This is a genomic window from Hallella bergensis DSM 17361 (assembly GCF_000160535.1).
Taxonomy (GTDB): Bacteria; Bacteroidota; Bacteroidia; order Bacteroidales; family Bacteroidaceae; genus Prevotella; species Prevotella bergensis.
In genome coordinates, this window is sequence record NZ_GG704780.1 from 146,579 (window position 1) to 165,337 (window position 18,759).

The following is an 18,759-nucleotide window of genomic DNA, read 5'->3' on the forward strand; positions in this document are numbered from 1 at the left end:
AAAAGCAAACGAATGAAAAGATTCAGGATATTTCTTACATGGATACTGCTGGTGCTGACGACAAGTATCAGTGCTCAGATACATGGTGTGATTACCGATGCTGCGACCGGCGACACCCTGCTTTATCCCAGTGCATCGTACAAGGGTCATCATGTGGCGGTGAGCGGTAATGCCCTAGGTGAATATTCCATAGCCCGGCATGAGGGATGGCAGCTCACGTTTTCGGCAGTTGGCTATAAGTCCAAGACCGTTAAGATTACATCCGGCACGCCATCTGTGCTCAATGTGAAGCTCCGCCCGGACACCAAGCAGCTCAACGAGATAGTGGTCAAGTCCAAACGTGGGCGCTACAGTCGGAAGAACAACCCCGCCGTGGAACTGATGAAGCGTGTCATTGCTGCCAAGAAGCACACCGACTTGCAAAACCATGACTATCTGCAATACACCAAGTATCAGAAACTCACGTGTGCCATTAATGACATTAACACCGGGGATATTGATTCTGGGTTTATCAGTAAGCGCCGTTGGTTGCTCGACCAGATAGAAACCTGTCCGTACAACGACAAACTGATTCTTCCCATCAGCGTCAACGAGACGGTGACGCAGCACATCTACCGCAAGAACCCCAGGAGCGAGAAGCAAATTATAAAGGGAGAAAGTGCTACGGGCATCAACCAACTCATCCAGACCGGCGACATACTCAATGTGGGTATGAAGGATGTATTTACTGACATTGATATATACGATGATCAGATCCGGCTGCTCCAATACCCGTTCACCTCGCCCATCGGCAAGGATGCCATATCGTTCTACCGATTTTATATTGAGGACACCGTCTATGTGGACCGGGACCTTTGCTACCACTTGCAGTTTATTCCTAACAACCAGCAGGACTTCGGATTTCGGGGCGAGCTTTTTATCTTGGCTGATTCGTCGCTTCACGTGAAGCGGTGCAACCTGACCATTCCGAAAAACAGCGGTGTGAACTTTGTGGAAAACATGCAGATTAAACAGGAATACAGCAAGTTGCCCAATGGCGAATGGGCATTGAGTGTTGACGATCTGTTCATAGAATTGAAGATATCCAATCTGTTGTCCAAGGTGCTGGTTGTGCGCACAACCCGACTCAGCGACTATGCTTTCGACGAACTTCCCAAGCAGTTGTTCAAGGGCAGGACCAAGGAACGCCGCGAAGCCAATGCCCAGATGCGCGATGAGGCTTTTTGGAACAAATACCGGGGCGTGGAACTCACCAAGAGCGAGAGTACCATGGACGCCTTTGTTCATCGTATAGAGCAAATCAAAGGATTTAAGTACATCATCTTTGGCGCCAAGGCTTTGATCGAGAACTATGTCGAAACGGGCGACCAAAACAAACCGAGTAAGGTTGACATCGGTCCCGTGAACACCATGATAACCAAGAACTTTATCGACGGGTTCCGTACGCGTGTCAGTGCACAGACCACAGCCAACCTGAGCAAGCACTGGTTTCTTTCGGGATACCTTGCCCATGGATGGCACTCGAAGAAGACCTATTATAAAGGTGAGCTTACCTATTCTTTCAACAAGAAGGACTATCTGCCCCGTGAGTTTCCAAAGCGCACATTGACCTTCACTTCGACCTACGACATCAGCTCGCCGTCCGACAAATTCATACATACCGACAAGGACAACGTGTTCACGGCCTTTAAGTGGGCCACCGTGGACAAGATGATGTTCTACAACCGGCAGCAGTTGCTCTTCGAGTATGAGCATGAGTGGGGCATAAAAACATCTGTGGGCTTCAAGACGGAGCAGAACGAGGCGGCCGGACGTCTGTTTTTCAACAAGCTGAGCAGCGGCACCACATTTTCCTTCCCCGATAACATCGTGGCGGGCGACCAGTTGCATAATGGCAAGATACGAACAACGGAGCTGAGTTTCAGACTCACGCTGGCTCCGGGACGTACCTATATCAATACCAAGCAGCGTAGGACGCCCATCAATCTTGATGCTCCCGAGTTGATGATCGGTCATACCATAGGATTGAAGAATGTCCTGGGAGGAGAATATAGGTATAACTACACGGAAGCAACGCTCTTCAAACGTTTCTGGATGAAAAGCTGGGGCAAGATCGACGCGCATATCAAGGCGGGTGCCCAGTGGAACCGCGTTCCCTATCCGTTGCTTATCATGCCTGCGGCAAACTTGAGTTACATTGTTCAGGATGAGGCGTTCAACTTGATCAACAACATGGAGTTCCTCAACGATCGGTTTGCAAGTCTTGATGTAGGATGGGACATGAACGGTAAAATTTTCAACCGCATCCCACTGCTTAAGAAACTGAAGTGGAGAGAATATTTTGGCGTGAAGTGCCTGTGGGGACAACTCACCGACAAGAACAACCCGTTGCTGCCCGAAAATGCAGGCAATGCCAATCTGATGCAGTTCCCGGAAGGCTGCTACGTGATGGATCCCAAGCGCCCCTACGTGGAGTTGATAGCCGGAGTGCACAATATCTTTAAGCTTCTCCACGTTGAATTTGTACATCGCTGCAACTACACCTACCTGCCAACTTGCACCCGAAACAGTGTACGGTTCATGCTGAGGATGACGTTCTAAGAAAATTTTGTATTTACAGACTTAGCCTGATATGTCGCGCCTACTGTTCAAGTAGCGCGACATGTCAGGCTAAATTCGTAGATAGGTCTCATATTCATGCGATTTACTTTGAACGTTGCCATGTCAAGGTATAACCGTAATGAAACTTAATTGTTATTCCAATGTAACAGCTGATTAATACTGTAGAAACATTCAGTTTGTAATTTTGCAACCATCAAAATAGTCATGCGGTATAACAAGCAGTAAACTATAATATCATATGGGCAATTACAGGATAAATGGTGCATTCAGGGAAAACAAGAACGAGTTGTGGCCCTTGCCCCAGACAGAACTCAACACCAACAAGCTCATCCAAGAGAACAATCCCGGATATTAGTAATCAAAATAACAAAAAAAGATGATTAGAACTTCAGTATTCGTAGCATTGATGCACTTGGCCATTTCTGGCTTTGCACAAAACTCAAGCTTTACCATAACCGGTAGGGTGGTCGACGAAAAGGGCAATGGGATAAGTAATGTGGTGGTCAACGATGGTTGCCACTTCGTGAAAACTGACAACACTGGCACTTGGCACTTCACCACAGACACTGCCTTCTGCAAGTTTGTGAGCATCTCAACCCCGTCCGCCTATGAGTTGCCACATCGCAATGGTCTGGCCTTGTTTTACAAGCCGATGCGTGAGGTGGTGACGAACAAAGACAACAACTTTGTACTGACCAAGCGAAAAAAGCCATGTACAACGTTCAGTTATTTAGCCATTTCTGATCCACAGGTGCGCAACGAGGAAGAAATGAACAGGTGGCGTCGTGAGACGGTCAATGATATGCGTCATGTGGTCGATTCCTTGAAAAAACACAGAGAAGTGATAGGTATGACCCTCGGCGACTTGGTGTTCGACAAAATGAACTTGTATGATCCCTATGCAGAGTCCTGTAGCACGTTGGGTATCACCATGTTTCAGACCATTGGCAACCACGACCTTGACAAGCGATATCAGGATTTGCACAACATGCGTGTCGGCTCACCAGTGTATGGCGAGCATGTCTACAACAGCTACTTTGGTCCCACCGACTATTCATTTAATATCGGCAACGTGCATGTCATCACCATGAAGAATATCAACTATGTGGGATATAAAAAATACATCGAGGCTGTCACAGACCAACAATTGGAATGGTTGGAAAACGACCTCAGATTTGTGCCCAAAGGTAGTGTGGTGTTTGTCAATATGCATGCTGCAGGTTGGAACAAGATAGGCAATGATGGCAACTTTCGTGAGGCCAAAGATGTAGAGAGGCTATTGAAAGACTATGACGTCCACTTTTTCTGTGGCCACACACATTTTTATCAGAATATAGAGGTGACTCCCACCTTCTATCAGCACAACATCGGTGCCGCTTGTGGCACATGGTGGGCCGGCGACTACAGTGTGTGCGGAGCTCCCAATGGGTATCTCGTGGTAGACGTCGATGGCAATGACGTGCGCTGGCATTTCAAACCTACCAAGGGCAGCTTTGCCGACCAGTTCCGCACTTATCTGCCCGGCCAATTCCGCAGCCAGCCTGCAACGGTGGTTGCCAACGTGTGGGACTACGACAACCGCTGCAAGGTGGAGTATTACGAGGACGGTCAGCACAAGGGTGCCATGGAGAAATTCACAGACATTGACGATGCCTATCTGGTGCAACAGATTACATTGGGTAAGAAAGCCAATGCACTGACCGGCCATCTGTTTCGTTTTAAACCTTCGGTGGGTACAAAGCAGATAAAAATTGTGTTTACCAACAGGTTTGGCGAACAATACAGCCAAACTTACAAGTTGTAGTTCTAACTCCCGGATGAGACGTCGGCTGGCCACAGATTACAGGTGAGCGAGCGCTCATCAGAGCCTTGTCGCCAGCGTACATCGTCCGCGATACACGCGTACTTCGGCCGTCATCCACGTGTACGGCGGCCGCCGTACACTTGCTTTTCGGCCGCCGGACGCTGACGAAACGAGTCAAAAGACAGCGTGATGCGCGGGTGGCGAGCATGCCACCCCGTGTTTGAGGAGACGAAGAGGGATAGGAGGCTATGCCCGATGTTGTAAAATCTCGTCCATTTTTCGGCGACCGTAGCTAATCAGTTCTGCAGCCTTTTCAAAGTCGAAAAGGCCAAAGCCGTCCATCGGAAGGTTCACATAAATGTCGGGTGGGGTGAGGCGCAGCGCCATTTCCGTGTTGTTCTGGATGGTCAACTTGGTGATGCGTGTGGTGAGGTTCATATAGTTTGACGTGGGTTCAGCTTTGCGAAAGACACTCTTGATCCATAAGTCATTGTTGCCTTCTTTTCCTCGGGTTTGGCCATTCCCCACGAATGTGGTGTCAGGTTCCTCGTCCGGCGCGCTCACGTTGACCGCGACAAGCAGGTCACCCTTTTTACGTTCCACCCGGTCGAGGGGCAGAGCGTTGTGTATACTCCCGTCCACGTATGCATGGTTGCTCATGCGAATTGGTTTGAAAAACAAGGGGATAGAAATCGATGCACGAATGGCCATCTTGAGGCTGCCCTGCCGGAACACCACCTCCTTGCCGCTTACCAAGTCGGATGCCGAGCAGCAATAGGGTATGGGGAGATCCTCGATGGCGGTGTCGCCGATGAGTCTGTCGAGTATTTCCATCACCCGGCTGTCACTGGCAATATGGTCGGTGTGGGGTGCGAAGCCCAAGATGCGGTACATGCGCATGCGCGTCATGCCCTCAGCTATTTGCTTCAGTTCGCCCATTTTGCCTGCGGCATAAAATCCGCCCACGAGTGCACCCATCGAAGTGCCAGCTACCGACGTGATGCGGTAGCCATGGGCAATGAGCGATTCGATGGCTCCGATATGAGCCCATCCCTTTGCACCGCCTCCGCTCAACACGAGTGCGACATCCTTAGAAGCCTTGTGATGCTTCAGGAACAGGTTCCACAGTTCTTTTAGACTAATCATGTGTTGCAAATATACACAAAATTCTGAGATTGATAAAGGTGTGAGATAAATAAAATTCCATTTTTTTATGAGAAGAACGGGCTAATGATTTGGAAATTTTATCTATCTTTGTCGAAAGTCTTTTTGTTTGACTGTAAACACATTGATGATGAAAAAAATATCTTTTTCCGCTATCCGAAACCAATTCGTGGCGATGTGCACACGCTTCCCCATTGCCTTAGCGTTTATCCTTGCCTTCACTGTATGCGCCATTTGCGTCACCCATGACGTCATTACTGAGGAGAAATACTGTTTCTTCGCCACATTCTACACCGCTTCGGCGGCTTTGCTATCGGCCGTGTTGCGTCTCTGGGACGAGGAGACCGACAACCGACGGCTCAGTTGGGGCGTACAGCTGGCGACTCAACTCGCGTGGTTGGGATTCATGATCTACCTTGTTTCGGAATGGGAGCTGGGCATCATCCATGTGACAGCCCTCGTCTCCCTCATGGTGGCTATGGTCATCGCCGGCTTTCTGGTGTCGTTTACGAAAGAGAAAACCGACCTTCCACTGTGGCATTTCACATTCCGCACACTGCTTGCCGCCGTTGTTGCCATTGTCGTGAGCAACATTTTTTGGGGTGGTATTAGCCTGTTGTTCACCTCTTTTAAAGAGTTGTTCTCGCTACAGCTATGGAACAATGCGGAGTTCGACATCGCCATTGTGTGTCTGGGATGCATCACGCCTGTCCTCTTCTTGCAGCTTCTGCCCGGTGGCCAACGCAAGCACGACCGGTCCATTCAAGGCATGCCCCGATGGGCCAACGCCGTGGTACACTATCTGTTTGTGCCGCTCACGGTGGCTTATCTCGTTACGCTTTATGCCTACGCCGCCAAGATACTCATCACCTGGCAACTGCCCGACGGATGGGTGTCGTGGCTCGTCTCGGTGCTCATGCTGTTGATGGTGAGCCTCACGGTCTTGCTTTATCCCTCCCGGTTTGACGACACGCGGAAGTTTGACCGCACTTTCACCCGCCTGCTGCCCATGCTGGTGTTGCCACTCCTACTGCTCATGACAATCGGCATCGTGCGCCGTTTCAGCGACTACGGCATCACGGTGCCTCGACTTTACCTCGCCCTGTTCAATCTCTGGTGCTACGGAGTGTGTCTTTGGCTCATCGTGCGCCAACCCAAGCGCTTGGCGTGGATTCCCGCCTCGTTTGTTTTCCTTCTTGTGGCAAGCTCAGTAGGACCGCAAAGTTTTGCCAACATCACGTTGCATTTGCTCTCAACCAAAATCAAGATGGCTATGGCGGCTAACGATATTTACCGCTTTCCGATGAACGTAGAAGCCGTTAAAACATGGAAACGCGATACCACCGAACAGCATCGACAAGTTTCAGACCAGCTCCTCTATCTCGCCCAAACCTACGAAAAGCATGAACTCTCCCAGCTGGCCGACTCTGCTGCCATTGCTCATATCATCAAAAGTTATGATAAGGAGAGTGCTGAAAACGATGGAGACCTGACAGTTCGCAGCTCGAGCACGTCCGAGCAGAGCTTCCCCGTGCCTCCCGGCAAGCGCCACTGTGCCAGCACCTTTTTCACGGGCGAAGAGGTCCGTCTCGCAGGCGATACACTCTCGTGTACCATCACACTGAGCGAAAACGGGCACGAACGCACCCTGCCCCTGTCGTTCTCCGTGAAGCAACTGCGCGCTATGCAGTCGCAAAAGAAGCCTTACTGGACCTTCAACATATCGCAGGCCACCGTCTATCTCAGTTCGCTGTACTATTACACCTACAGCAACACACTTACCTTTCAGGCCTGCATCTTCTATTAGCCCTACATGCTATTCACTTTTGATGACCAACAATGATAAGAAAACAGGGCTTCAATTCTTTTTTTAAAACTTTGAAGCAGCCAATCTCGAGCGCAAAGGATTTTGGAAATTGCTCAAGCAGCGATTTCCTGTGCGCAGCAACGCATGACATCGATGCAAAAAATGCGATGTGTTGAGCAGGAATGATGAAGTTTTGTATTACCTTTGCACGTTGATAATTTGTGTGAATCGGGACGGCACGTGTCTTGAGGTCACGCCCTGATGCATGTATGACCAACTTGTTATGAACAACGCAACTCTCTCTCCATTCAAGAAGACTATACTGGGCGTACAGTTTCTCTTTATCGCCTTTGGTTCCACGGTGCTTGTCCCTTTGTTAGTGGGGCTCGACCCGGCCACGGCACTGATGACGGCCGGCATCGGCACCTTTATTTTTCATTTCGTCACCAAGGGTAAGGTACCTATCTTTCTGGGCAGTAGTTTTGCTTTCATCGCACCGATTATTGCGGCCAGCAAACAGTGGGGAATGCCCGGGACATTGGCCGGAATCATCGGGGTGGCACTGGTTTATTTCCTGATGTCTGCCCTGATCAAATGGCGGGGCAAGAAACTTTTAGACAGACTTTTTCCACCTGTGGTCATTGGCCCGGTGATTATTCTCATCGGCTTGTCGCTCTCCACATCGGCTGTCGACATGGCCAAGAGCAACTGGACTCTGGCCTTTGTTGCCCTCGCCACGGCCATTGTGGTGCTGTCGTTCGGTCGAGGACTCATTAAGTTGGTGCCTATTGTTTGCGGCATTATTGTGGGCTATGTGGTTGCGCTGGCCATGCATGAGGTTGATTTCACGGCTGTGGAGGCTGCACCATGGTTTGCCCTGCCACCGTCTGTGGTGAACTTTCGTTGGCCAGCCTTTGCATGGGAACCCTTCCTTTATATGATTCCAGTGGCCATCGCGCCGGTGATTGAGCATATTGGTGATGTGTATGTAGTAGGGGCAGTGGCCGATAAGGATTTTATGGAAGAACCAGGACTTCACCGCACCATGCTCGGGGACGGATTGGCTTGTCTGGCGGCCAGTTTCCTGGGTGGTCCTCCGGTGACGACTTATTCCGAGGTGACGGGTGCGATGAGTATCACGAAGGTGACTAATCCGCAGGTGATACGCATTTCGGCAGCAACAGCCATGGTGTTCTCAGTTATTGGTAAGCTCTCCGCGCTGCTGCAGAGCATTCCTACTGCGGTTCTTGGGGGTATCATGTTGCTGCTCTTTGGTACGATTGCGAGTGTGGGCATTCAAAATCTTGTGCACAATAAGGTGAACATGAATGTGACCCGAAACACCATCATAATATCCGTAACGCTGACCATGGGTATTGGTGGTGCCATTCTGTCATGGGGAAGTTTTGCCATCAGCGGCATTGGCCTGAGTGCCTTAGTGGGCGTGTTGCTCAACTTGCTGCTGCCCAAAGCAAAGGAGGAGCAGGAGCCTTGATTGAAGATTGAGCATGCAGGGAGTTTGCTCAATGATTCGGGAAATAAAACCACACGGTTTGGACAACAATATGCTAAGATGATAAAACAGGTGACTTTTGAGCTTGGCCCTTTTCCAAGAGGGTTTCATTTGGTGACAGGAGAGGTGATGAGGCAACTGCCGGAGTTTCCCACGGTGGGTATGCTCAACCTTTTTGTACAACATACGAGCTGTGGGCTGACGATTAATGAAAACTGTGATCCTGACGTTCGTCATGATCTGAAGACTATTATGAATCGGCTTGCTCCTGACGGCGACCCAGCCTACCGTCACCGGGATGAGGGGCCAACGGATATGAGTGCGCATGCCAAGAGTTCGCTCGTGGGGGCCTCGCTCAATATCCCTATTATCAATGGACATTTGGCTTTGGGCATCTGGCAGGGAATATATCTATGCGAATTCAGGGAGCATGGAGGACCGCGGCGCATTGTAGCCACCATCATGGCTTAGCGTGGTGAGAGGTAGAAGATTGTAAATGGGGATAAGGTAGAGCGAAAGAATGGATAAGAAGAAAGGTATGATTGGCTATCATCTGCTGGCAGCAGTGGTGGTCTTGATTTGGGGTTGCACCTTTGTCAACTCCAAAGTTCTGCTGATGAATGGGCTTACTGCGCACGAAATATTTGTTCTGCGCTTCTTTTTCTCATACATTTGCATCTGGACAATATCGCCACATCGGCTTTGGGCAGACAGCGTGAAAGATGAGCTGTTGTTTGTGTTGCTGGGCATAACCGGAGGCTCGTTGTATTTTGTGACGGAGAACGAGGCGGTGATGATAGATTATGTGAACAATGTTTCGTTTATTGTTTGCACGGCTCCCTTGCTCACAACGTTGCTTGCGCTGCTGTTTTTGAAGGGTGTAACGGCCAACAAGGGATTGGTTTTGGGATCGGCTGCAGCTGTGTTGGGCGTTGCGCTGGTTGTGTTTAACGGTCAGTTTATGCTCAACCTCAACCCTCTGGGCGACATGTTGGCGCTGAGTGCTGCACTGAGTTGGGCCGTGTATAGCCTGTTGCTGCGCAGGATGGCAGGATATAATGTGGTGTTTGTCACGCGCAAAGTGTTTTTCTACGGACTGGTTACGGTGCTGCCTATGTTCTTGGTTCATCCTTGGCAGTTCCCATTGGAGGGCTTTCTGAAACCAGCCGTATGGACTAATCTGCTGTTCCTTGGATTTGTGGCGAGCTTTGGCTGTTTTGTGTTTTGGAGTTGGGTGAGCAAACGGTTGGGTGCGCTTAAGGCAAGTAATTATATCTACCTGAATCCCGTTTCCACGGTTGTGTTTTCAGCCTTGGTACTCGATGAGCCGATGACATGGCTCGCATACGTGGGCTCTGGTTTAATCTTGCTTGGCGTTTATCTGTCCAATCAGGGCGTGCGGGGGTTTCATCTCCATCGGCGCAAACATCACGAAACCCCTATAACGCGGATCTCGTCTTAAGTTTTTTGCCGTTTTTATCCCATGTGTATATCCAGTTGCCGTTGCGTGAGGTAAAAGTTTCCCCCGCTACGGCGATAATGGATCCCACATCATTGGCGCTCATGGTTTTGTATTTCTTCCCCATCACGTCGAAGAAATAATACCAGGAACCTTTCTTGCTGATAAAAAAATAGGCAGACCATCCCACGACTTGCCCGATGTCCGACTTGCTGAGTATCTTGATTTTGTTGCCGCGCTCGTCATAAAGATACACCCAGTTCTTGCTGCTCTCAATGTTTGAGATGTGTTTATCCTTGGCAATGGCCGACAAACACAGGATAAGGACAAGGATAAATAACAGTTTTCGTTTCATAGACTATGATTTGAGAAGTAGAATTTCAGCGTGTGCTCATGTGGGGAGCTTGGTATTTGGGTGATTCTTCTTGGTGCAGTCATACCGGGTGCAGGCGTCCTTGAGTTGGCAGCCGTCGCATGCTGACTTGGGATTGGTCAGCGTGCGCCAAATGCGGACACCCGCCAGCACTACACATGCCAGAACGATGATGCCGGTGATGATATATTGCAGTGTTATACACATTTCGGTATTACGGTCAGTTGAAAGAGCGCGTCCTCTTCTTATTGTTCGGCATCCTTCTTCGCTCTATAATCCATAAATGCCTTATCGTAGGCGGCAAACTGCTCCTCTGTTTTATTGCCTAATGCCTTGCGTAGTCCTTTGTAATAGCTTGAAAGCTTAGTTTGTATGACAGATTTCTCCTTGCTGGATGCATAGATCTTGTCCATGTCAATGTGCATTTGGGGTACCAGTTCGTTGAGGAAGGCGAGGTCGCCGGTGTAAGTCTGGTTTGCAGGAGCGGCGCTCTGGGTAGGTTCTGCCGTTTCTTGTGCAGGGAGTGGTCTGTCGGATTGTTTCGTCGGAATCTCTGTCCTCTCTGTTGAATCGACTATTTCGCTTGTCGGTTGGCTTTTTTCTGTATCGATAACATCGCGATTGAAGAAAGCCAAGGCGACTACAACAGCCAGTGCTGCAATAGCGGCAACAACAGCAACTATGCGCTTACTATTGGCACCGCCTTTGCCCATGCCTGTGGTTTTCCGGCGTGTATGGCGATGGTGCTCGAATGCCTCGAGGAAGGCGTCAATGTCCGGGAATCTGTTGTTGCGGGCTATGGCGCTGCTACCGAAAACAACGTTCTCGTATCTTTCCCCCAAATCCATCTCCTTGAGAATCATACCCAAGGAGAATACATCAGTTCGGGCATCGAGTGAGACGGTGCCGTCCTTGGCTTCCGGAGCGCGGAATTTCATGGATTCTGTTGGTTCACTGAGTCGGTCGGCATAGCGTAACCTAAAGTTCAACAACTTCACGCGGTCGCCCTGCTGAGTGATGAATATGCACGAGGGATCCAATGCCCCGTGCACCTTGCCTTGTTGATGCAGGAAGTTGAGCGCGTTGGCAATCTGCAGGATTATGTCTTTCTGTTCCTCAGCACTGTGATTTTCCTCCATATAGTCGGCCAAGGTGCGAGATGGCTCCCATTCCATCACAATACACTGTCCGTAACCGGCAACTTCCTTCATTTCAAGATATTTCAAGATATTGGGATGGTCTATCTTCTGGCACTGTTCGTATTCGCGTTTCAATCCGCGTTGATACTGCGGTCTGTCTTCAAAGCCAGGCTTCAGGCCGATGAGCATGACCTCACGGGTGCCGTCTTTTCCTGTCACCAAGAAGTTGATGCTGGAATTCTTTATTTCGTTTATTTCTGTCATAATGTATGGTTTTGATGTTTTTGCCGAACTTCGGCAAACGCGGAGGCTCTGGGAATATTCGTTTTGGGGAACTCTACTTACCTTCCACGGGAAACAGTCCATAGAGGTTGGTGTCAATCATTTCGGTCACCTTTCGAAAATCTTCGGGCGTATCCTCAAAGCTGAGGTTGTCTCCGTCGATGATAATGAGGTCGCCTTTGTAGCCAGCAATCCAGTCTTCGTATCGCTTTTGCAACCCCGTAAGATAGTCGATGCGTATGCTTTGTTCAAATGATCGCCCACGTTTCTCAATATGCTTTACAAGCGTTGGTATGGAGGACCGGATATAAATCATAAGTTGCGGCAGCTTGACCAACGACATCATCAGGTCAAAGAGATCGGAGTAATTCTTGAAGTCCCGGTCGCTCATGTACCCTTGCTCGTGCAAGTTAGGGGCGAAGATTCGTGCGTCTTCGAAGATTGTGCGGTCTTGTATGATGGTGTCCGAGCTGTTGGCAATTTCCACCACCTCCTTGAAGCGCTTGTTCAGGAAGTACACCTGAAGGTTGAAAGACCATCGGTTCATGTCCTTATAGAAATCATCTAAGTATGGATTGTTTTCTACAGGTTCAAATCTTGGAGTCCAGCCATAGCGATTGGCCAGCATCTTCGTAAGGGTGGTCTTGCCACTTCCGATGTTTCCTGCTATTGCAATGTGCATGATTTTTATGGTTTGATGAAAGGAGTTGTACTGAACAGCGTATGGTCAGTGTTTTGGATTTCAGCCAACTGAGCATCTATTCGTTTGATAACCGATGCGAAATCTTCTCTGGAATGTAGGAAGTCGAGGTTGTCGGCTTCGATGGTCAGTACACGTCCCTTGTATTTGTTATTGATAAAGTCTTCGTATCTGACGTTGAGATTATTCAGATAGTCGAGTTGAATATTCTGTTCGTAATCCCGTCCCCGTTTATGGATATGGTCAACGAGGTGGGGCACTGACGAGCGAAGATAGACCATGAGGTCGGGTTGTTTGGCAACCATCATCATCGATTCGAACAGTCCCATGTAGGTGTCAAAGTCACGGTCACTCATGTTACCCATATCGTGGTTGTTGGCCGTGAATATATACACGCCCTCAAAGATGGAACGATCTTGTATGATGGTGTTGTCGGCCTTGGCTATGTCCAAGAGGTCACGAAACCTTTCCTTCAGGAAGTACACCTCCAAATTGAGCGACCATCGCTGCATGTCCTGATAGTATTCCTCCAAATAGGGGTTTTGGAGCACGCTTTCCAAGCGCGGCTCCCACCCGTAATGGCGTACGAGCATGTTGGTGAGCGTAGTCTTTCCGCTACCTATATTTCCTGCGATTACAATGTGCATGCTATATCTTCTCCATGCCTGGGTTATGGTTTTAGAACAGTTTTCTGGATATCATTCCTTGTCAGCATGTCGTGACTTCTGTTAACTGTCCCTGGCAAAGTTACCTAATTTATTGTACTATTCCAAGAAAACATCCTGTGATTTGGGCGTTTTTATCTAATTTTTTGTGTTTTGTCGTGGTGTTAAATTTTTAAATGAGTATCTTTGCCACAATCAATTCCCGAAACACTCAAGCCTAACTAACTATACATTCTATCATTATGAATCAACTCAGATTTGTTCTTCTTTCCGCAGTCGTGGCTTTTTGGAGCTGGATGCCGACACATGCGCAGCGTTTGCTTTACCCTCATCATTTCAACTTGGATGAGGTTACCTTGCTCGACAGTCCACTCAAGACAGCCATGGATCTCAACATCAAGATGCTGATGCAGTATGATGTCGACCGCCTGCTCACTCCCTTCATCCGTCAGGCTGGCCTGCATACCGGACGATATGCTGACTGGCAATCCCGACACCCGAACTTCATGAATTGGGGTGGAAACAATTTTGACCTCTCCGGACATGTCGGCGGGCACTATGTGTCGGCCTTGGCCATGGCATACGCAGCGTGTCACGACACCGCCACAAAGGCTCGCATCAAAGAGCGTTTGGACTATATGATTGACGTATTGAAGGATTGCCAGGATGCCTACGACACCAATACCGAGGGGCTCTATGGATTTATTGGCGGTCAGCCCATCAACGACATGTGGAAGAAAATGTATGCCGGCGACATCAGTTCTTTCCGGCAACACCGTGGATGGGTGCCGTTCTATTGTCAGCATAAGGTGCTGGCCGGTCTGCGCGATGCTTATCTTTATACCGGCAACACCACGGCGCGAGATCTCTTTCGTAAACTTGCCGACTGGAGTGTCAATCTGGTATCCAACCTTTCGGATGCCACGATGCAGACCGTACTCGACACCGAGCATGGTGGCATGAACGAAACCTTGGCCGATGCCTACACTCTTTTTGGCGACAGCAAATATCTGGCTGCTGCCCGCAAATACAGCCACCAGACGATGCTAAACGGAATGCAGACGCCCAACCCCACATTCCTCGACAACAGACATGCCAACACGCAGGTGCCCAAGTATATTGGTTTTGAGCGTGTGGCCGAGGAGGATCCCACTGCGACAACCTATGCCACTGCTGCGAGCAACTTCTGGGATGACGTGGCACAAAACCGAACCGTGTGCATCGGGGGCAATAGTGTGGGCGAGCATTTCCTGTCCGTCGGCAACAGCAATCGGTATATCGACCATCTCGATGGTCCCGAGAGCTGCAACACCAATAATATGATGAAATTGTCGGAGATGATGGCCGACCGCACTCACGATGCCCGATACGCTGATTTCTATGAGTATGCCATGTACAACCATATCCTCTCCACCCAGGATCCCACGACAGGCGGCTACGTTTATTTCACAACCCTCCGCCCACAAGGCTACCGAATCTATTCCAAGGTGAATGAGGGCATGTGGTGTTGTGTGGGAACCGGTATGGAGAATCATAGCAAATATGGTCATTTTGTTTACACTCACGATGCAGATACTGCCGTGTATATCAACCTTTTTACGGCGAGTAAGTTGGATAATAAGCATTTCATGCTCACCCAGGAAACCGCTTATCCTTATGAGCAGCGCACCAAAATCACGGTGGGCAAGTCGGGAACCTATACCATTGCCGTGCGTCACCCTTGGTGGACTACGGCAGATTATTCGATCAGCGTCAATGGAACCAAGCAACCTCTTGATGTTCTTCAGGGTCAAGCCAGCTATTGCCGGCTGAAGCGAGCATGGAAAGCGGGCGATGTGATCACTGTCGATCTGCCCATGTCACTTCGTGTGGCAGAATGCCCCAACTATAGCGATTATATTGCATTTGAGTATGGTCCCGTGTTGCTGGGTGCCCAGACCACGGCCACGGATGCATCCGATGCCAAAGCCAATGGACTGACCTACGAACCCTTGCGCAACGAATACGCCGGCGAAGGACGTATGGATCATGCGCCCGGTGCCATGGCATCCAGCAAATCGCTTGTCTCGGCACCCCTGCTTATCGGCAATCGTGCCGATGTGCTGAACAGGGTCAAGGTGAAAGATTTGGCCAAATTGCAATTTGTGGTGGACGCCAGTCGCGGTGATACTCCCGGATACGCGTGGTCAGAACTGACGTTGCGCCCCTTCCACGAGATTCACCATGCTCGCTATATGTGCTACTGGTACCAGCAAACACAGGAGAATTTTGAACATAGCGACATGGTAGCCAGCGAACTTGCCAATAAGAAACTGGCCGAACGTACCATAGATTTTGTGGCCACCGGAGAACAACAGAGCGAGGCTGGACATGAATATCAGTATAGCGACGACTCCTCATCGGGGAGTTATCGCGATGAAACCTATCGCGATGCCAAAGCCGGAGGTTTTATCCAATATTCCCTTTTCAATCCTGACAAGCTGAAAGACAGCCTTTCCATCCTCTGCCGTTTCACCACGGCCGACAAGGGACGCAAAGCCACGCTCACCGTAGACGGTGTGAAGTTGGCCGATATCGAGATACCGGCCACGATGAAAGGGTCGGTCAATGGATTCTACAACGTGGAATTCCCTATACCGGCACACTTAGTTGTGGATGCTCGGGGCAAGGCCAAAAACAAGTTTGTCGTGCGGCTCACGGCATCGTCAGCTACCCTGTGCCCCGGCTTTTATTATCTCAGATTGCTGCGTGGCCGCATGTAGATAGATCATTATTTATATTCCTGGGCTTCCGTGTCTCCTTTCAGCACAGCCAATGCGGCCTCAGCCAGTGCACCCTGCTCATTTTCGCCGGGATAGCAGTGCACGGGAGCCAGGAATGCTATGCGCTTGCGCAGCATGTCCGTAATTCTTGTGGAGTGAGCCACTCCGCCGGTTATCAGTATGGCATCAACGTCTCCGCAAAAGGTAGCCCCGAGGGCGCACACCCATTTGGCCACATTGTATACCATGGCTTCTACGACAAGCTTTGCATACGCATCACCCTCATCTATCCGTCGCATCACCTCACGCATGTCGTTGGTGCCAAGATGGGCAATGACACCCCCTTGTCCGGTAATCATTTTCAGCAGTTCCTCCTCGGTGTGCTTGCCACTGAAACACAATCGCACCATGTCTGAACTGGGAAACGATCCCGAGCGCTCTGTGCTGAAAGGTCCCTCGCCGTTGATGGCATTGTTCACATCCACAGCTCGCCCATGATCGTGGGCCGCAATCGATATTCCGCCACCCAAGTGGCATACAATGAGTTTCAGATCTTCGTAACGGCGACCGCATTCCTTAGCAAACTGCTTGGCCACGGCGCGCTGGTTGAGGGCATGCCACACACACGACCGCATCATTTCCGGTCGCCCTGTCAGGCGAGTCATCGGCGTCAGTTCGTCCACGACACCAGGTTCTGCAATGAATGCCTTGCATCCGGGAATCATGGCTGCAATGTCGTAGGCAATTTTGCACCCCAAGTTGCAGGCATGCCGATACGTGGCATGCAGGTTGTCGCTGATCATCTGCTCGTTGATGACGTACACTCCCCCCAATACCGGTTTGCCGATTCCGCCCCGTCCTACCACGGCATCAAAGTCTAAGGCTATGCCTTGGGTTTTGAGTTCATCGAGCACCAGTTCCCGGCGAAAGTCGTACTGGTCGTGCACGTCGGCAAAGTTGGCCAGCTGCTCGGCCTGATGGTGAATGTTGGTTGTATATTGTGGCTTGAGATCTTCATAGACAGCCATTTTGGTAGAGGTGGATCCGGGATTGATGACTAATATCTTCATCTTTGTTTTTACTGATAGTTAAAACACACCGGGCACCTCACGCCCGTTGACTTTCTCTCCTACCCCGTGCGGCTGCAGCCGCCAGGCTGTAGTATTTGGTGTCGGCAGTGTCGGCACGCGAGGTGAGAACCACGGGCACGCTCGCTCCCAGAAGGATGCTGGCTAACTTGGCATTGTTGAACAGCGTAATGCTCTTGTGAAAAACGTTCCCTGCCTCGATGTTTGGGAATATCAGGGCGTCGGCATCTCCGGCGATAGGTGAGGCTATGCCCTTCACCTTCAGGCTTTCCGCCGAGCACGATGTCTTCAGGTCCAGGGGCCCGTCTACCACGCATCGGCCAAACTCCCCACGCTTGGCCCGCTCTGCAATCTCGGCATAGCCTGCCGTGTAGGGAAAGTGACGTTCGTCCACCTCCTCGCTGCAATGAATCAGTGCTATTTTGGGTTCTTCAACGCCCATGGCACGGCAGAGGTCAGCCACATAGCTCACTTGTTGGATGCGCTGCTCATGGGTGGGAAAAGGGATGACAGCGGCGTCGGAATAGAATAGCAACTTGGGGTATTGCGGAATGTTAGCGCAAGCCGTGTGCGTGAGCAGATGCCCCTCGGACAGGAGTCCGCCGTTATAGCGGAGGATAGCCTTCAGCAGAATTTCTGAAGGAATCAAGCCTTTCATGATCATGTCTGCCTCACCCTGCTGAACCATTGCGACGGCTTGTTCGGCTACACTCGTCAGGTCGTCACCGTCGAGCATGACAGCCTCTATGAAACCATCTCGGGTCGCGCGCTCCACGGCTTCCTGGGTCGACTTGTCGCGTGGGCACACCACAGCCACCCGACGCTTGATGCATTTGCTTTTAAGGTGCATCACCACCTGGTCAAAATCTTGTGTCGTTTCCATTACTTATTTCATATATAGGGTTCTCGTCGGCCCAGTCTAACAGCAACTTGAACCTGCGAGAGCCTCATCTGTATATCGTTTGATTCTTGTATCCGCAAAGATAAATATTTTTCGTGAAATCGAGTTGAAAAATCCCTTTTTCGTTTATGAATTCTGATAAATTTAATTCGATTTCCCCGTGCCGCATCAGCCTTTGTCGTGTTGATCAGGTTTGAACGTCGGCGCTTTGCGTCCGTCATCCACGTGTCTATCGTCCGTCATCCATGTGTCTATCGTCTGTCATCCATGTGTCTATCGTCCGTCATACACGTGTATCGCGGCCGTTAAGCGCTGTGGCGGCAGCTGGATTTACCCAAACGATTGCACGAATGCGTGTGTAAATCAGACACATCTACCACTCACGTTCGTTTTTTTAAATAACAATTTATCACCTCGACCCCCCGATTCTTCAATCCGTTTTGGAACAAAACCTTGCATTTCTGTGAATTTTTTGTTATT

The 18,759-nt window shown here is 50.0% G+C and carries 15 protein-coding genes; 7 read left to right on the forward strand and 8 right to left on the reverse strand.

Translation table 11 applies throughout. The annotated features are described in order from the left end of the window. The first annotated feature begins 12 nt into the window (after positions 1 to 12). On the forward strand, positions 13 to 2,601 hold the full coding sequence (locus HMPREF0645_RS00585) for a DUF5686 family protein (protein WP_007172831.1): 2,589 nt from the start codon (positions 13 to 15) through the stop codon (positions 2,599 to 2,601). A gap of 397 nt (positions 2,602 to 2,998) precedes the next feature. Beyond that, on the forward strand, positions 2,999 to 4,426 hold the full coding sequence (locus HMPREF0645_RS00590) for a calcineurin-like phosphoesterase C-terminal domain-containing protein (protein WP_007172832.1): 1,428 nt from the start codon (positions 2,999 to 3,001) through the stop codon (positions 4,424 to 4,426). Positions 4,427 to 4,672: 246 nt separating this feature from the next. Here the strand turns inward: HMPREF0645_RS00590 and HMPREF0645_RS00595 are convergent, their stop codons facing one another. After that, the gene (locus HMPREF0645_RS00595) at positions 4,673 to 5,572 is read right to left on the reverse strand and encodes a patatin-like phospholipase family protein (protein ID WP_007172833.1); all 900 of its coding nucleotides are present in this window, start codon (positions 5,570 to 5,572) and stop codon (positions 4,673 to 4,675) included. 145 nt (positions 5,573 to 5,717) lie between these two features. Between HMPREF0645_RS00595 and HMPREF0645_RS00600 the strand changes: the two genes are divergently transcribed. The 4 genes from HMPREF0645_RS00600 to HMPREF0645_RS00615 all read left to right on the forward strand — a co-directional run bounded on the left by HMPREF0645_RS00600 (position 5,718) and on the right by HMPREF0645_RS00615 (position 10,372). Next, complete coding sequence (locus HMPREF0645_RS00600) at positions 5,718 to 7,397, forward strand: DUF4153 domain-containing protein (protein WP_007172834.1); 1,680 nt, start codon at positions 5,718 to 5,720, stop codon at positions 7,395 to 7,397. A 283-nt stretch (positions 7,398 to 7,680) separates the two neighbouring features. Further along, positions 7,681 to 8,892: a uracil-xanthine permease family protein gene (locus tag HMPREF0645_RS00605; RefSeq protein WP_044123192.1), complete on the forward strand. Its 1,212-nt coding sequence runs from the start codon at positions 7,681 to 7,683 to the stop codon at positions 8,890 to 8,892. Positions 8,893 to 8,970: 78 nt separating this feature from the next. Next, positions 8,971 to 9,381 (forward strand): secondary thiamine-phosphate synthase enzyme YjbQ, encoded by a 411-nt coding sequence (locus tag HMPREF0645_RS00610; RefSeq protein ID WP_044123193.1) that lies wholly within the window; start codon positions 8,971 to 8,973, stop codon positions 9,379 to 9,381. A gap of 49 nt (positions 9,382 to 9,430) precedes the next feature. After that, positions 9,431 to 10,372, forward strand: coding sequence for a DMT family transporter (locus HMPREF0645_RS00615; RefSeq protein WP_007172838.1), 942 nt, complete (start codon positions 9,431 to 9,433; stop codon positions 10,370 to 10,372). Here the strand turns inward: HMPREF0645_RS00615 and HMPREF0645_RS00620 are convergent. The 5 genes from HMPREF0645_RS00620 to HMPREF0645_RS00640 all read right to left on the reverse strand — a co-directional run bounded on the left by HMPREF0645_RS00620 (position 10,350) and on the right by HMPREF0645_RS00640 (position 13,510). After that, a complete protein-coding gene (locus HMPREF0645_RS00620) occupies positions 10,350 to 10,724 on the reverse strand; it encodes a hypothetical protein (RefSeq protein ID WP_007172839.1) in 375 nt (124 codons plus the stop codon). The two genes, HMPREF0645_RS00615 and HMPREF0645_RS00620, sit on opposite strands and share 23 nt — an antisense overlap. Positions 10,725 to 10,760: 36 nt before the next feature. After that, entirely contained in the window at positions 10,761 to 10,949 is a 189-nt protein-coding gene (locus HMPREF0645_RS00625) for a hypothetical protein (RefSeq protein ID WP_007172840.1), read from the reverse strand. Between the two features lie 38 nt (positions 10,950 to 10,987). Continuing rightward, positions 10,988 to 12,145: a serine/threonine protein kinase gene (locus tag HMPREF0645_RS00630; RefSeq protein ID WP_007172841.1), complete on the reverse strand. Its 1,158-nt coding sequence runs from the start codon at positions 12,143 to 12,145 to the stop codon at positions 10,988 to 10,990. A gap of 73 nt (positions 12,146 to 12,218) precedes the next feature. Continuing rightward, a complete protein-coding gene (locus HMPREF0645_RS00635) occupies positions 12,219 to 12,845 on the reverse strand; it encodes a deoxynucleoside kinase (RefSeq protein ID WP_007172842.1) in 627 nt (208 codons plus the stop codon). A 5-nt stretch (positions 12,846 to 12,850) separates the two neighbouring features. Further along, positions 12,851 to 13,510, reverse strand: a complete 660-nt coding sequence (locus HMPREF0645_RS00640; RefSeq protein ID WP_007172843.1) for a deoxynucleoside kinase — start codon at positions 13,508 to 13,510, stop codon at positions 12,851 to 12,853. A gap of 260 nt (positions 13,511 to 13,770) precedes the next feature. Between HMPREF0645_RS00640 and HMPREF0645_RS00645 the strand changes: the two genes are divergently transcribed. Next, positions 13,771 to 16,290 carry a glycoside hydrolase family 127 protein gene (locus tag HMPREF0645_RS00645; protein ID WP_007172844.1) on the forward strand — a complete coding sequence of 840 codons (2,520 nt, stop codon included), beginning with the start codon at positions 13,771 to 13,773 and terminating at the stop codon, positions 16,288 to 16,290. An 8-nt stretch (positions 16,291 to 16,298) separates the two neighbouring features. On the opposite strand, the gene buk is transcribed toward HMPREF0645_RS00645, so the two are convergent. Both buk and HMPREF0645_RS00655 read right to left on the reverse strand, forming a co-directional pair. Beyond that, on the reverse strand, positions 16,299 to 17,360 hold the full coding sequence (gene buk / locus HMPREF0645_RS00650) for a butyrate kinase (RefSeq protein ID WP_007172845.1): 1,062 nt from the start codon (positions 17,358 to 17,360) through the stop codon (positions 16,299 to 16,301). Between the two features lie 37 nt (positions 17,361 to 17,397). Continuing rightward, positions 17,398 to 18,261 (reverse strand): phosphate acyltransferase, encoded by an 864-nt coding sequence (locus HMPREF0645_RS00655; RefSeq protein WP_007172846.1) that lies wholly within the window; start codon positions 18,259 to 18,261, stop codon positions 17,398 to 17,400. Positions 18,262 to 18,759 lie beyond the last annotated feature (498 nt).

Coding starts and splice junctions, on each gene's coding strand:
- HMPREF0645_RS00645 (WP_007172844.1), top strand. CDS start 13,771: ATGAATCAACTCAGATTTGTTCTTCTTTCCGCAGTCGTGGCTTTTTGG.
- HMPREF0645_RS00610 (WP_044123193.1), top strand. CDS start 8,971: ATGATAAAACAGGTGACTTTTGAGCTTGGCCCTTTTCCAAGAGGGTTT.
- HMPREF0645_RS00590 (WP_007172832.1), top strand. CDS start 2,999: ATGATTAGAACTTCAGTATTCGTAGCATTGATGCACTTGGCCATTTCT.
- HMPREF0645_RS00585 (WP_007172831.1), top strand. CDS start 13: ATGAAAAGATTCAGGATATTTCTTACATGGATACTGCTGGTGCTGACG.
- HMPREF0645_RS00595 (WP_007172833.1), bottom strand. CDS start 5,572: ATGATTAGTCTAAAAGAACTGTGGAACCTGTTCCTGAAGCATCACAAG.
- HMPREF0645_RS00620 (WP_007172839.1), bottom strand. CDS start 10,724: ATGAAACGAAAACTGTTATTTATCCTTGTCCTTATCCTGTGTTTGTCG.
- HMPREF0645_RS00600 (WP_007172834.1), top strand. CDS start 5,718: ATGATGAAAAAAATATCTTTTTCCGCTATCCGAAACCAATTCGTGGCG.
- HMPREF0645_RS00635 (WP_007172842.1), bottom strand. CDS start 12,845: ATGCACATTGCAATAGCAGGAAACATCGGAAGTGGCAAGACCACCCTT.
- buk (WP_007172845.1), bottom strand. CDS start 17,360: ATGAAGATATTAGTCATCAATCCCGGATCCACCTCTACCAAAATGGCT.
- HMPREF0645_RS00605 (WP_044123192.1), top strand. CDS start 7,681: ATGAACAACGCAACTCTCTCTCCATTCAAGAAGACTATACTGGGCGTA.
- HMPREF0645_RS00630 (WP_007172841.1), bottom strand. CDS start 12,145: ATGACAGAAATAAACGAAATAAAGAATTCCAGCATCAACTTCTTGGTG.
- HMPREF0645_RS00625 (WP_007172840.1), bottom strand. CDS start 10,949: ATGTGTATAACACTGCAATATATCATCACCGGCATCATCGTTCTGGCA.
- HMPREF0645_RS00655 (WP_007172846.1), bottom strand. CDS start 18,261: ATGGAAACGACACAAGATTTTGACCAGGTGGTGATGCACCTTAAAAGC.
- HMPREF0645_RS00640 (WP_007172843.1), bottom strand. CDS start 13,510: ATGCACATTGTAATCGCAGGAAATATAGGTAGCGGAAAGACTACGCTC.
- HMPREF0645_RS00615 (WP_007172838.1), top strand. CDS start 9,431: ATGGATAAGAAGAAAGGTATGATTGGCTATCATCTGCTGGCAGCAGTG.